Annotated in this window: 10 protein-coding genes; all 10 read left to right on the forward strand. The window is 38.1% G+C overall.

Going from position 1 to position 14,722, the window contains the following annotated elements:
• Positions 1-168 precede the first annotated feature (168 nt).
• The 10 genes from B5D82_RS17110 to B5D82_RS17155 all read left to right on the forward strand — a co-directional run bounded on the left by B5D82_RS17110 (position 169) and on the right by B5D82_RS17155 (position 14,702).
• Entirely contained in the window at positions 169-3,198 is a 3,030-nt protein-coding gene (locus B5D82_RS17110; protein ID WP_245807501.1) for a TonB-dependent receptor, read from the forward strand.
• A 162-nt stretch (positions 3,199-3,360) separates the two neighbouring features.
• Positions 3,361-4,080: a SapC family protein gene (locus B5D82_RS17115; protein ID WP_081153245.1), complete on the forward strand. Its 720-nt coding sequence runs from the start codon at positions 3,361-3,363 to the stop codon at positions 4,078-4,080.
• 27 nt (positions 4,081-4,107) lie between these two features.
• Entirely contained in the window at positions 4,108-5,151 is a 1,044-nt protein-coding gene (locus tag B5D82_RS17120) for a cupin-like domain-containing protein (RefSeq protein WP_245807502.1), read from the forward strand.
• 42 nt (positions 5,152-5,193) lie between these two features.
• The gene (locus B5D82_RS17125) at positions 5,194-6,681 is read left to right on the forward strand and encodes a tryptophan halogenase family protein (RefSeq protein WP_081153248.1); all 1,488 of its coding nucleotides are present in this window, start codon (positions 5,194-5,196) and stop codon (positions 6,679-6,681) included.
• Positions 6,682-6,761: 80 nt separating this feature from the next.
• Complete coding sequence (locus tag B5D82_RS17130) at positions 6,762-8,291, forward strand: tryptophan halogenase family protein (protein ID WP_081153249.1); 1,530 nt, start codon at positions 6,762-6,764, stop codon at positions 8,289-8,291.
• A 369-nt stretch (positions 8,292-8,660) separates the two neighbouring features.
• On the forward strand, positions 8,661-9,893 hold the full coding sequence (locus B5D82_RS17135; protein ID WP_081153251.1) for a Gfo/Idh/MocA family protein: 1,233 nt from the start codon (positions 8,661-8,663) through the stop codon (positions 9,891-9,893).
• A gap of 21 nt (positions 9,894-9,914) precedes the next feature.
• Complete coding sequence (locus B5D82_RS17140) at positions 9,915-10,967, forward strand: sugar phosphate isomerase/epimerase family protein (protein WP_081154580.1); 1,053 nt, start codon at positions 9,915-9,917, stop codon at positions 10,965-10,967.
• A 12-nt stretch (positions 10,968-10,979) separates the two neighbouring features.
• The gene (locus tag B5D82_RS17145; protein WP_245807503.1) at positions 10,980-12,206 is read left to right on the forward strand and encodes an MFS transporter; all 1,227 of its coding nucleotides are present in this window, start codon (positions 10,980-10,982) and stop codon (positions 12,204-12,206) included.
• 58 nt (positions 12,207-12,264) lie between these two features.
• The gene (locus B5D82_RS17150; protein ID WP_081153252.1) at positions 12,265-12,897 is read left to right on the forward strand and encodes a gluconate 2-dehydrogenase subunit 3 family protein; all 633 of its coding nucleotides are present in this window, start codon (positions 12,265-12,267) and stop codon (positions 12,895-12,897) included.
• Between the two features lie 80 nt (positions 12,898-12,977).
• Entirely contained in the window at positions 12,978-14,702 is a 1,725-nt protein-coding gene (locus tag B5D82_RS17155; protein ID WP_081153254.1) for a GMC oxidoreductase, read from the forward strand.
• The last annotated feature ends 20 nt before the right edge of the window (positions 14,703-14,722 follow it).

Genomic DNA, 14,722 nt, shown 5'->3' on the forward strand with positions numbered 1-14,722 from the left:
GAAATAAATTAGGAATAACAATAAAAGCAATAAGATATAGATATCAACGAATAATAGGTTGTATCGGTTTTACTTTATCTTAAACAATAAAAAATACGGGGAAATAATATGAACCATAAACCACATAAAAGTTTTAATAAATCACTTATAGCTAAAAGTATAAGTCTAATGCTTAGTACAACAGTGATTGCTCCAGTTCTCGCTGAAGAAACCAAAAAGACTAATTCCAAAGTTGAAGTTATAGAAGTTACAGGTATGCGTGGTAGCTTATCAGAATCAATGAATGTTAAACGTCAATCTTCAGGTGTTGTTGACGCAATTTCTGCGGTAGATATGGGGAAATTCCCTGATACTAACCTTGCAGAATCTTTACAGCGTATTACGGGTGTATCAATTAACCGTGTTAATGGTGAAGGTTCAGAAGTTACCGTTCGTGGCTTTGGTGGTAACTATAACCTAGTGACATTAAATGGTCGACAAATGCCGGCAGCTAACGTATCTACTATCACGGGTAACCCACAAGATAAAGGTTCAACCGGTACTAGTCGCTCATTTGATTTTTCAAATGTTGCATCAGAAGGTGTTAGCGGTATTGAAGTGTATAAAACAGGTCGAGCTGCAATTGCTACTGGTGGCATCGGCGCAACAATAAACATTAAGACCCTTAAGCCATTAGAACAAAGCGATAACATGGCTTCTATTGGTATTAAAGCAGTGAAAGATCAAGGGGGTGATGGTATCACTCCTGAAATAAGTGGAGTTGCTAGTTGGGTTAATGAAGAATCTAATTTTGGTGTTTCATTATTTGGTTCTTTCCAAGAACGTAACTCAGGCAGTCGCCACATGAGTGTTGAACAGTTTCAATTACGGGAATGGTCCGCTGATGATTTATCAGATTTTACCAATCCTGGCGTTGTAGCAGTTAATGCACCTAATGTTGGTCAAATCGTTGCCATTCCGAGTAATCTCGGCTTAGGAACAAATCAAGATGAACGTGAACGTACTAATGCTATGTTAACGTTACAATTTCAACCAATGGAACAATTACGATTAACCGCTGATGTCTCTTATGCAAGTAATGAGCAGAACTCTACTTCACTCATTGACGGTATCTGGTTTTCACAGCAATTTAATTCGGTTGAGTTCGATGGAAACCCAGTAGTATCTACGCCGGTTAAATTCTCTGAAGATATCGAAGGTGGTAAAGATTTCTTTTTCCAAAATTTAGCATTAGCAACCAAAGATGAACTAACATCTTTTGGTTTTAATGCTGCGTATGACGTAAACGACGATTTAATTTTACGCTTCGACATTGCATCATCAGAAGCTAAAAGTGGCGGAAATGGACCATTAGGTAAGAATAGTATCCGCTACAATTTAGCTGGTTCGAATGCGGGTTGGCAGGCGGCAGATTTTACACAATCTATGCCTCAAGCAAGTATACTGATTGATGATCTAGCTAAAGGTAACAATAACGGAATATTTGATAGAGAAGACGTAGGCTCTCAAGTAGTACAATCGGATGTCTCTAACCAAGTAACCACTGTTGACCAAGTTAGTTTTGATGGTACATGGACTAATGACGAAATCACAGTAGATTTTGGTGTCGGCTATCTTGCTACAGAAATGGTGCAAACAAATACCAATACCAGTGACGCTTTAGGCGGGTGGGGCGTGGATAATCCGGGTGATATTGATGCTATACAAGAAGGTTTGTTTGAACAAAGCTGTACCGCTTGTGCATTTGAAGATCATGATGTTTCAGGTGTAGAAGGTGCTGATGCTGCAGCCGGTGGCTCAACGATCGCGCTAGGTAGTGTTTCATTTGGTGGTGACCCAGCTGCACTTTTAGCAGCTACAGGACAACAACTAGGCGGTGTTGACTTAGCAACATTAACTGTTAGTGGCTTAGCTAACAATACTATTGCAGAAGATATTCTTTCTGCTTATGTCCAAGTTAATTTGGATTATGATATTGGCGGTATGCCTTTAAATATAGTTGCTGGTGTTCGTTATGAACAAACCGATGTAACTTCAATATCTAATCAAATTGTCCCTCTACAAATTGTTTGGGAATCTGATAACGACTTTAGAACTGATCTAAGCACAAGTTCTCAGGATGTAGCTGCTGAACATGATTATTCTAACTTTTTACCGAGTATTGATTTTACGCTTGACGTAAATGATGAGGTTAAAGCGCGTGCTTCTTTTAGTAAAACATTAGCTCGACCTGCTTATAATCAATTATTTAACTCTACTACGGTATCGGCGCCATCAAGACCTACTGCATTATCTGGAAAACCAACAGGTAACTCTGGTAATGCTAAACTTAATCCTCTTGAATCAACTAACATTGATTTATCTCTTGAATGGTATTATAACGATTCTAGCTTACTTTCTGTTGGCTATTATAGAAAGGATGTTAAAAACTTTGTTGGTACAGCACAAGTTACAAAGCCATTATTTGGTTTATTAGATGCGTCATCAGATGCACCAGGTACATTATCAGCCCAAGCAGGAGATGAATTAGCTGCATTAGGTTTTGATAATAATGAACGTAATTTATTTACAATGACTGCAATATTACAAAATCCTGATGCATTTCCTGGTGGAGCTTCCGAATTTGAAAGCACGCAAGCTTTTGCTGACCAAGTATTCAGTGCTTATGATGTTTTCCCTGAATCTGGTGATCCAGAGCTTCAATTCCAAGTAACAAATCCTGTAAACAGTGACAGTGCTGTAATTGATGGTTTTGAGTTTGCTTGGCAGCACTTTTTTGGTGAAACAGGCTTTGGTTATCAGTTTAACTATACTACTGTAAATGGTGATATTGGTTATGATAATGGTGGTTCTATCAATGCAGATCAGTTTGCTTTAGAAGGTTTGAGTGATTCAGCTAACTTGGTGCTAATCTATGAAAAAGATAACTTCTCATCACGTATTGCTTATAACTGGCGTGATGAATTCTTAAGTAAAGTTAACCGTGGTTCTGGTAACCGTAACCCGCTAAATATCGATGACTTTCAACAAATAGATATAAACGTGAGTTATAGCCCACTGGAAGATTTAACAGTTAGTTTAGATGTGATCAACTTAACTGAAGAAGGACAGCGTCAGTTCGGTCGTAGTCGCAACAATGTTTTCTTTATTCAAGAAGCGGATCGACGTTTTGTCTTAAGTGCTAATTACAAGTTCTAAATAGACCATAAAGTCCTCAGTTTAAGCATTCTTCTGAGGACTTTATATACCAAAAAGTGAAGCATACTCTCAACGCTTCACTCTTTCTTTTAGGTCATTGTTCCTATTGATTAAATGGAATATGATTAAATTTGATAATAACAAAAAAAGCGAAGTGTGCTTATGAATAAAGCAACGGTCATAAATAATGTAGATCATAAAAACCTCAAGGTTGATACACGACTTAACCCTAATTTAAAGGTGAATCGTTCTGTAGTCTACACGACAGAAATTGGTGAGCTACATAAGGAATTCCCACTTATATTCTTTAAAGACCCTGATGGTAAAACACAATTACACGCCATTTTAGGTTTAGCTAAAGATGAAAACCTGTTTATTGGAGATAATGGTTGGACAACTCGGTTTGTACCTGCGTTATTAGCCAGAGGTCCGTTCAGTTTAGGTTATAAAAAATCAGTAAAAGAAAGTGATCAACAAGATCCTGTTATCTGTATTGATATGGAAGATCCTCGGGTAAACATCGAAGCCGGTGAGGATGTTTTTCTACCGTTTGGTGGCGAAGCACCTTATCTAAATTATGTAAAAAAAGCGCTACAAACTATTGATAGCGGTATTCACTTCGACAAAACACTCTTTACTTTAATTGAATCCATGGATTTATTAGAGCCGGTAGCTATTAATATTAAGCTTAGTAATGTTGAAGAAGTAAATTTCAGCGATTATTATACCGTCGACCAAGAAAAGCTATCAAATTTAGATAGTGAGAATCTAGCTAAATTAAACCAATTTGGCGTACTGAGCTTATTGTATTTTGTCTTATCGTCAATGGGGAATTTTCAAACCTTGATAGAACTAAAAAATGCAAAATCTGCGATGTATTAACGATCTTCTAAATAGCGAAGGACGTGTATGATGACAAATAAAAACAATGCTAATAATAAAGTAAAGATACTCGAAGGGATCACGCCGCAAACTATCCCTTATGATGAACTATTTTCACAAAACCAGCCTGTTATTTTAAAAGGCTTGGTTAAAGACTGGCCGTTAGTGAAAGCTGGGCAAGAATCTGCACAAAAGGTGATGGAACAACTAGAGCTTCATTACAGTAAACGTCCAATGCTAGTGTATATAGCGCCAACTGAAATTAAAGCTCGCTTTGGTTATAATAAAAACTGTACTGGTTTCAATTATACTACTAAACAAACAACTATCCCTGAAGTCTTTGCTTTTATACGTAGTCAATTGATTCAAGATGAACATGATTATCTGTATATCAATTCACTGAGATTTGATGAAGGTTTTCCAGAGCTTGCTCAAACTCACCAGCTAGACTTTACACATTCCGAATTTAAAAATAATCATCCTGTTTCAAAAATTTGGTTGGGTACGGAATCTGTTGCTGCTGCCCATTATGATCAACCTAAAAATATTGCCTGCTGCGTACTAGGTAAGCGACGTTTCACTCTATTTCCTCCGGATCAAATAAATAATCTTTACCCTGGACCATTGAGTCCAACCCCTGGCGGTCAAGTGGTCACACTTGCCGATATCAGTAAACCTGATTTTGTCCATTTTCCTCGCTTAAAGGAGGCTTTTGAAAACGCCTATATTGCTGATCTTGAACCCGGTGACTGTTTATATTACCCCAGCATGTGGTGGCATGAAGTCGAAGCTTTTGATCGTTTCAATGCCATGGTGAATTATTGGTGGATGGAAGCTGAACCTTATTTAGGTAGTCCTATGGATGCATTGTTGCATGCCATGATGAGCGTAAGAGATCGCCCAGTCAAAGAAAAAGAAGCATGGAAAGCATTATTCGATTACTACATTTTTGGTGATAGTGACATAGTACGTGCACACTTGCCACCAGAGAGTCATGGTGCATTAGCAAGTCTAAACGAAAACCAAGCAAGGCGATTGGGTGCAATGTTACGGAATAATCTAAATCGTTAAAAATAAATATAGCAAAAAAAAGATAGGCTTGAGGCAAATAGTATGACCAATTTAAAAACCAAAGTAGTCATTGCAGGTGGTGGAACAGCGGGCTGGCTTAGTGCCTTCAGTTTAGTAACCCGCCTTGGTAGTGTCTTAGATATTACACTAATAGAATCCGATCAAATTGGTACAATTGGTGTAGGTGAAGCTACAATTCCAACCATGCGAACGTATCATCGCTTAATAGGTATTGATGAACAAGAATTTATGGCTGAGACCCAAGCAACGTTTAAATTAGGTATTCAGTTTGATAATTGGGGACAACAAAACGATAGTTATTTTCATTCTTTTGGCGAAATTGGTCAGCGCTCTTGGATGGCTGAATTTCACGAGTTTTGGATGGAAGCTAAAGCACAAGGTTTTGGTGGAAGCTTGGAAGATTATTGCCTCGAACTAAAAGCAGCCAAAGCCAATAAGTTTGCTACACAGGCGGGTAATAAACCGGTTAACTTTGCTTATCATTTCGATGCTACGGCCTATGCTCATTATTTACGAAAAAAAAGTGAAACTGCTGGCGTTAAGCGTGAAGAAGGCTTTATAGAACGAGTTAAAAAAGATGCGACGGGTAACATCAGCTCACTTACTTTAAGCTGTGGTAAAGAAATCTTAGGTGATGTTTTTATTGATTGTACTGGCTTTAAAGGACTATTAATTGGCGAACATCTTAATGTAGGCTTTGAAGATTGGAGTCATTATTTAGCGGCAGATAGTGCCATTGCAGTACAAACAAAAACAGTAGAAGAACCACGTCCATACACTCAATCTATAGCACACCGTGCTGGCTGGCAATGGAGGATTCCATTGCAAGGCCGTGTTGGTAATGGAATTGTTTATAGTAGTAAATACTTATCTGACGATGAAGCTCGCAGCACATTGATGGGTAACCTAACGGGAGAACCGATCACAGAACCTAGATTAGTTCGTTTTACAACGGGGCGACGTGAGAAAGCTTGGCATAAAAACTGTATTGCTATTGGCTTATCCAGTGGGTTTTTAGAACCTTTAGAATCAACCAGTATTCACCTTGTTACTACTGCTTTGCTTCGATTAATGAAGTTGTTCCCTTTTAGTGGGAATTCAGCGCTATTAGCTGAACAATATAATCGTGAGGTTCAACGGGAAGCTGAAACTGTTCGTGATTTCATTATTTTGCATTATCACCTAACCGAACGTGATGACAGCCCATTTTGGGAGCATTACCGAACGATGGAAATTCCTGAATCATTGGCTCATCGCATGGCTATTTTTAGAGAAAATGGTTATGCATGGCCTGACGATGTTAACTTATTTAGAGTAGACTCATGGGTGCAAGTGATGATGGGGCAGGGCCTTATGCCTAAACGGCATCATAAAGGTAGTTGTGTGATACCTACCGAAGGATTAAAAGATCAAATGAAGGCTCTAAAAATCAGGATCGAAAAATCGGTTGAACAACTCCCTACGCATAGTGATTTTATTAAAAAGTACTGTCCAGTTAAAGGCATTTAATCGACTAATAGCTTATATGATTTTGAAAAAATGTTGTTTATTTATCTATAACTAAATACCTTGATATTAAACGAGAAGAAATGAAAACTAGAGTTGTTATTGTAGGTGGCGGTACAGCAGGTTGGTTAACGGCAGGTATTATTGCTGCTCAGCATTATTTAAAAGGTGCGCCAACGCAAGATACTGAAGTTATCCTAGTGGAATCTCCAGACGTTAAAAATTTGGGGGTTGGTGAAGGCACTTGGCCAACCATGCGAGATACCCTCCGCCAGATCGGTATTTCCGAAAGGGAGTTCCTCTCTTGTTGTGACGCGAGTTTCAAACAAGCGTCTAAATTTGTCGGTTGGTCTAACGGTCAAAATGAGCATTATTATCATCCTTTTACCGCTCCGTCTGGATATGGTGTAGTAAGCATGGCTGACCACTGGTCAGCGGCAACTAAAGACATGAATTTTGAAAACTGGGTTTGTGCACAGGGGACTATTTGTGATTACAATCTAGCGCCTAAGTTACCAAAAATGTCTGAATATGCTTTTAGTGTAAACTATGGTTATCACCTTAACGCTGGGAAATTTGTAAAAATACTTCACCAACATTGTGTCGATAATCTTGGTGTAAAATATATCCAAGGTCATGTAGAACAGGTACTTTCTGCTGAGAATGGTGATATTTCTGAAATTGTATTATCTGATGGGGAACATATAGCAGGGGATTTATTCATCGACTGCAGTGGTTTTGCGGCGATATTGATTGGTAAACATTATCAGATCTCCTTTAAATCCCAGAAACATATTTTATTTAACGATACAGCACTCGCTCTTCAAGTGGAGCATGCCTCAGAGGACACGCCAATCGCTTCAAGCACGATTGCAACAGCGCAGCAAAGTGGTTGGATTTGGGATATTTCCCTGCAAAACCGCAGAGGAATTGGTCATGTATTCTCTAGTGACTTCACTAATGTAGGAGATGCGGAAGACGCATTGTCTATGTACGTAAAAAATGACCCTTTGCTTACTGCACAGAAACTGACGCCCCGGATTATAAAGTTTAACCCAGGCCACAGGGAAACCTTCTGGCACAAAAACTGTGTCGCTATTGGTGTTTCAGCAGGTTTTGTCGAACCGTTAGAAGCAACGGCTTTAGTCTTGATAGAAAAATCTGCTGAATGGGTCAGCCAACAACTTCCGCGTGATTCTGATGCTATGTCAGTTTTGGCGAAAAGATTTAATAACCTCACCTTACAACGGTGGAAGGAAATTATCGATTTCCTTAAGCTGCACTATGTACTGTCAAATCGTACAGACAGTGAGTACTGGCAAGCACATCAACAACTAGGTTCAATTCCCGAAAGTTTACAAGAGTCATTGCAATTATGGCGTTCACAAGCACCTGGGCTTTATGAATCCAATCAACGCTTTGAACTCTTTTCGTCAGCAAGTAAACAATATGTATTATATGGTATGGGCTTTAATACAGCGCCGCACCCATTAGGTCAAAAAGAAGCTTCGCTAATAAAGCGCTTACGAAATGAAACGCTCCATAATACTGAAAAATTGCTTAGTGCATTACCAACAAATCGTCAGTTTCTATCTAAAATATTGCAAAAATAAAGCCGGATTTTTATCAATCGACGCTAACCTCTTACCACATAATTTGGTTAGCTGTTTTAAAACATTAATGAACATTAATCCATTTAGTACTAACTTTTTCGCAAATGAGAAGTTACTGTTTTGGTGACATAGCTAATCTATGAAGTTATTTCATGATGACCAACTTCTATTATTCTACGTCTCTATAATAACTCAGTTTAGCGCTTGTTATAAAATATATTACGCCGATTTTGTTGCATAAAAAACCGATTTATTATTAACACAACACATTGAAATTTCCTTATAGTAAATAGTCACTAATAATAAGGTCATTAACTTATGACTAAATGGTAGTGTTGTAATTTATATTTCAAAAAGAGTTAACTATTTATGCGAAAAATTAGAATGGGTATGGTTGGTGGCGGACAGGGCGCTTTTATTGGCGCAATTCATCGCATAGCAGCACAACTAGATAATCAAATTGAATTAGTTTGTGGAGCCTTTAGTTCTGATCCAGATAACGCTGTTGCCTCTGGTAAAGCACTCTACTTAGAAGAAAGCCGCTGTTACCGATCTTATCAAGAAATGTTAAAACAAGAAGCACTACTTGGTGATGATAAACGTATGGATATGGTGGTTATTGTCACCCCCAATTTTTTACATTTCCCTATTGCTAAAATGGCTCTTGAACAGGGCTTTCATGTAATGTCAGATAAACCAGCAACGGTTGATTTAGCAGAAGCGCTAGCGTTGAAAGACATCATTGAACAAACAGGTTTATTATACGGTCTAACTCACACCTATACGGGTTACCCTATGGTGAAAGAGGCTAAAGCACGTATTAAACAAGGTCAGCTAGGTAAAATAAAAAAAGTTGTAGTTGAATATCCACAAGGTTGGTTAGCTAATAAAAACGATGAAAATAGTAAACAAGCAGCATGGCGTTTAGATCCTAAAAAATCAGGTATTAGTTGTTGTATGGGTGATATTGGTGTTCATGCAGCTAATCTTGCTGAGTATGTAACAGGTCTTAGCATTACCGAACTTTGTGCTGACTTATCAACTAATGTTGCTGGCCGACTACTTGACGATGATGGAACGGTTTTACTTCGTTTTAATTCTGGTGCACAAGGTACATTACAAGCCAGCCAAGTATCTATAGGTGAAGAGAATTCCCTTAAGTTACGTGTGTATGGTGAAACAGCTAGTATCGAGTGGTCGCAGCTTGAACCAAACACTGTATTAATGAAGTTTGCTGATAAACCCAGCCAACTAATTCGTGCAGGAGTTGGCGAAATGGATAAGATAACACAGGCGAACATGAGAACGCCAGCAGGTCACCCTGAAGGGTACTTAGAAGCTTTTGCCAATATTTACACTCAGTTTTCATATCAAATACGCGATAGGCTCTTTGTTGATATTAATGCTAGTGATGCTAACAATAGTGATCTAAACACTCATGATAAAGCAGCAATAAATGATGTTCCGGGCATTGAGTCAGCTATCAGAGGAATGGCTTTTATTGAAAATGTCGTGGCTGCGAGTCAGTCAGAAATTAAATGGCATCCATTTTCATTAAAGCCGCAAAAAATAACTCTACTAAATGAATTAGATAAAGGATAAGAAAATTTTATGGGAACACAAATGCAAAAAATTAAAGGCCCAGCTATTTTTCTTGCTCAATTTATGGGAGATGAAGCACCATTTAATGACTTACCTTCATTATGTCATTGGGCGGCAAATTTAGGTTACAAAGGTATTCAATTACCAACCTCTCCTAAACTTATCGACTTATCAAAAGCTGCAAACAGTCAAAGTTACTGTGACGAAATAACCGCAATAGTTGCAGATGCTGGTTTAGTAATAACAGAGCTTTCTACGCATCTTCAGGGTCAGTTGGTGGCTGTTCATCCCGCTTACGATGAAATGTTTGACGGTTTTGCTCCTGAAGCTTTTAGAAAAAACCCAGAAGCTAGAACTGAGTGGGCAATAGACCAATTAAAATGTGCAGCGAAAGCAAGTAAACGACTTGGTTTAAAAGCACATGTTACTTTTTCAGGCGCACTATTGTGGCATACTTTTTACCCTTGGCCACAAAGACCTCCTGGCTTAGTGGAGTTAGGTTTTGAAGAATTAGCAAATAGATGGTTACCTATACTAGAGGCCTTTGATGCAGCGGGTGTTGATGTTTGTTATGAATTACATCCAGGAGAAGATTTGCACGATGGTGCAAGCTTTGAACGTTTTCTTGAGGCCGTAAATAACCATCCACGTGCCAATATCTTATATGATCCAAGTCACTTTGTTTTACAGCAATTAGATTACCTTGCTTTTATCGATATCTATCATGAACGTATTAAAGCTTTTCATGTTAAAGATGCAGAGTTCAACCCATCAGGTCGTAGTGGTGTGTATGGTGGTTATCAATCTTGGCAAGACAGACCCGGACGTTTTCGTTCATTAGGCGATGGTCAAATTAATTTCAATGCTATTTTTAGTAAATTAACTCAATACGGTTTTACTGGTTGGGCTGTGCTCGAATGGGAGTGTTGTATCAAACACCCAGAAGATGGTGCTAAAGAAGGGGCTATATTTATTGACCAACATATTATTAACCCTACTGAAAAGGCATTTGACGATTTTGCAGCAGTAGCTACAGATAATAATGCTAATAAACGCCTTTTAGGGCTGAAATAAAGGAACAAGCTTATGAAAGTTACTAAAACTATAAGCACAAAAGACTCTTCACGGATCTTTACCATTTGCTGTTTAGCTTTACTTGTTACGTCAATGACTTTTGCAATACGAGCAGGTATTTTAAGCCAACTAGGTGCAGAGTTTGCACTTAGCGATGGGCAGCTTGGTTGGATAAACGCTATGGCTTTTATGGGTTTTCCTGTTTCTATGATGATTGGTGGAGCACTGTACAATAGTCTTGGTGCGAAAAAACTATTGTTAATTGCCTTTGTATTTCATATAGCTGGGCTACTTCTTACTATCTCTGCCGAAGGATTTTGGAGTTTACTCATTTCAACATTTTTTATAGGTTTCGCTAATGGCGCTGTAGAAGCTGGCTGTAATCCATTAATTGCTGAAACGTATCCAGATAAAAAAACCACTATGCTAAATAAGTTTCATGTTTGGTTTCCAGGTGGAATAGTTGTAGGTGCGCTTATTTCAAAAGCAATGACCGATGCAAATTTAGGTTGGCAATTACAAATAGTAGTCATGTTAATTCCAGCGGTTATATATGGTTTGATGACTTTGAAACAACGCTTTCAAGAATTTGAACGTATTAAAGGGTCGACCAGCGGCAATGTAAAAGCATTATTTTCTCCACTATTCATTTTTATTGCTTTTTGCATGACGCTAACAACAACTGCTGAGTTAGGAACTCAACAATGGATCGAACGAATTATGGGCGCATCGGGCGCATCACCTATGTTAATTATGGCGTTAATCACCGGATTAATGGCAGTAGGCCGTTATTTTGCAGGACCTGTTATCCATCGTTTAAACCCTGTTGGAGTGCTTCTGTTTTCTGCGATTGTCTCTACAGCAGGTATATACTCAATGAGTATTGCTACAGGCCCTATGGTTTATATTGCAGCCATATTATTTGCGGTTGGCGTAATGTATTTTTGGCCAACCATGGTGGGATTTGTTGCAGAAAATATTCCAGAAAGCGGAGCTTTAGGTATGTCGATGATTGGTGGTGCGGGCATGTTTGCTTTAAGTTTATGGAATCCTGTTATCGGAAGTTGGATCGACAGTGCTCGTGAAAAGGCCAATGCTTCAATCGCTACCGGTGTTGAACCAGAACTTTTAGCAGGTCAAAGCGTATTAGCTAATCTTACGTTTTTTCCTGCAATACTGATTGTTGCATTCAGCTTTTTATATTTCTATATGAAGAGAAAAAATACTCATCTGAAATAACAATTAAATTTAATAAATAAAAATAAATAAAACAAAAGAGTTAAAGGGGGGATTTACTATGAATGATGATAAGAAATCAACAACATTAACAAATGAAAACTCAAGACGAAGTTTTCTAAAAGGCTTCACAACTATGGTTGGTGGTGTTGTTGTTGGTTCAATGTTAACAGGTAATGCTATTTCTGTAGCTATGGCTTATGTGCCAAGAAAAGATAGCTCATTAACTGACGGTAAAGTATTTAATAAGCATCAATTAAAACTACTCAAACAAATATGTTCAATAGTTATTCCTAAAACAGAAACCTTAGGCGCAGCAGAAGTTGATACTCATGGCTTTCTTGATAACCAACTTTTTAGTTGTCACACTAAAGCGGAACAAAATGTTGTATTAGATATACTAAAGTTAGTCGATGCGAGTGCTCAACAACATCTATCTAAGCCATTTCTAGAGCTAACATCAGAGCAACAATTTTATTTATTAACGAATCTTGATCTCGGTGAACAAAATTTCAATCAAGCACAGCGTGCAGATTTTAAAATATTAAAACAATATATTTGTTTTGGTTATTACACATCTGAAGTAGGCGGCACTCAAGAATTACGTTATGACCCAGTTCCGGGTGGCTTTAAGGGGTCAATTCCTTATAAGAACTCAGATCCTTCATGGGCTACTAAAGGTTTATTTAACTAATAAGCTTCAGCGCAGTATTTAGGTGCTACCCCCAAAAGAGCTAACACCTTGGTGAGTCTATTTGATATGAGATAATAATTATGAAAGAACAAGTTTATATAAATAAAACCAGTGAAGTATATGACGCCATTGTTATTGGCTCTGGTATTTCAGGTGGTTGGGCGGCGAAAGAGCTTTGTGAACGTGGCCTAAAAACATTAATGATTGAACGCGGTCGTGTTGTTGAACATCGCAAAGATTATACCGGTGAGAATACTCCTATGTGGCGTCAAGAGCACAGAGGACGTGTAGAAAACTTATTGACTGATCAGCAACACTCAGTTCAAAAGCAATGTTATGCCTTTGGCAATACTACGAAACAGTTTTTTGGTAACGATCGTGACTTACCATACCAAACTAAAGAAGGTACTACCTTTTCTTGGATTAGAGGCAATCAATTAGGCGGTAAATCATTGACTTGGCATCGTCAGTGTTACCGTTTAGGTGAATATGATTTTAATGCCAATAAAGTTGATGGTTATGGAACAGACTGGCCAATTCGCTCAAAGGACATCGAAAAGTGGTATTCACATGTTGAAATTCATGCCGGTATAAGTGGCTCAAAAGAAAATTTACCTAATTTACCTGACAGTGAGTTCTTACCTCCATTTGAAATGATGACCATTGAAAAGGATATGCAAGAGAAGTTTTCTAAGTTATATCCTGAGCGCCCTATGATTATGGGGCGAACTGCTCATTTAACTCAACCTACTGATCTACATATTTCACAAGGGCGAATACAGTGTCAGGCAAGGAATGAATGTCATGCAGGTTGCTCATACGGGGCTTACTTTAGTACTCAAAGTTCGACTTTACCTGCTGCAGCTAAAACAGGTAATTTGCATATTGCACCTAATAGCGTTGTACATAGTCTTATTTATGATGAAAAAACTAACCGTGTTAAAGGTGTAAGAGTTATTGATAATGATGACTTAAGTGAACGAGAATATTTTGCCAATGTTATTTTTGTTTGCGCATCAACGATCGGCTCAACACAAATATTAATGAACTCTATTTCTAAAAAATTCCCTAATGGTATTGCTAATAGTTCGGGTGTATTAGGTCATTATTTGATGGACCATAACTTTAATGGCGTTGCTTCTGGAGAGGTAGAAGGTTATGAGAATGAATATTATAAAGGCCGAAGACCTACTGGCCTTATGATCCCAAATTTCTTTTATAAACCTGATCGTCAAAGAGACTTTTTAAGAGGTTATGCTTTACATGCTTCAGCTTATCGAGAAGGGTGGGAAGCACAACAAGCACAAGATGGTTTAGGTGTTGAATATAAAAACAAATTAAAACAAGCAGGTAAATGGCACTTTCAATTAGCTGCACAAGGTGAAATGTTACCTAGATTTGAAAATCAAATGCGCTTACACCCCTCTCTAAAAGACAAATGGGGAATCCCACAAATAGAATTTGATGTACGTTTTTCTGACAATGAAAAAATGATGATGGAAGATGCCGTTGAACAGTCAATAAAAATGTTAAAGGCTGCTGGATTAAAAAATGTTTCAGGCAATACTATGCATGGTCCTCCAGGCTTAGCTATTCATGAATTAGGCACAGCCAGAATGGGACGTGATGCTAAAACTTCCATCTTAAATGGTTTCAATCAAAGCCATGACATCCCTAATTTATTTGTAACTGATGGTGCGAGTTTTTGTTCATCTGCGGTACAAAATCCTAGTTTAACCTTTATGGCATTAACTGCCAGAGCTGTTGACTATGCTGTTAAAGAAATAGCAGCTAAACGAATATAGTACTTATCAACGAATTAGAG

This window comes from Cognaticolwellia beringensis (assembly GCF_002076895.1).
Classification (GTDB): Bacteria; Pseudomonadota; Gammaproteobacteria; order Enterobacterales; family Alteromonadaceae; genus Cognaticolwellia; species Cognaticolwellia beringensis.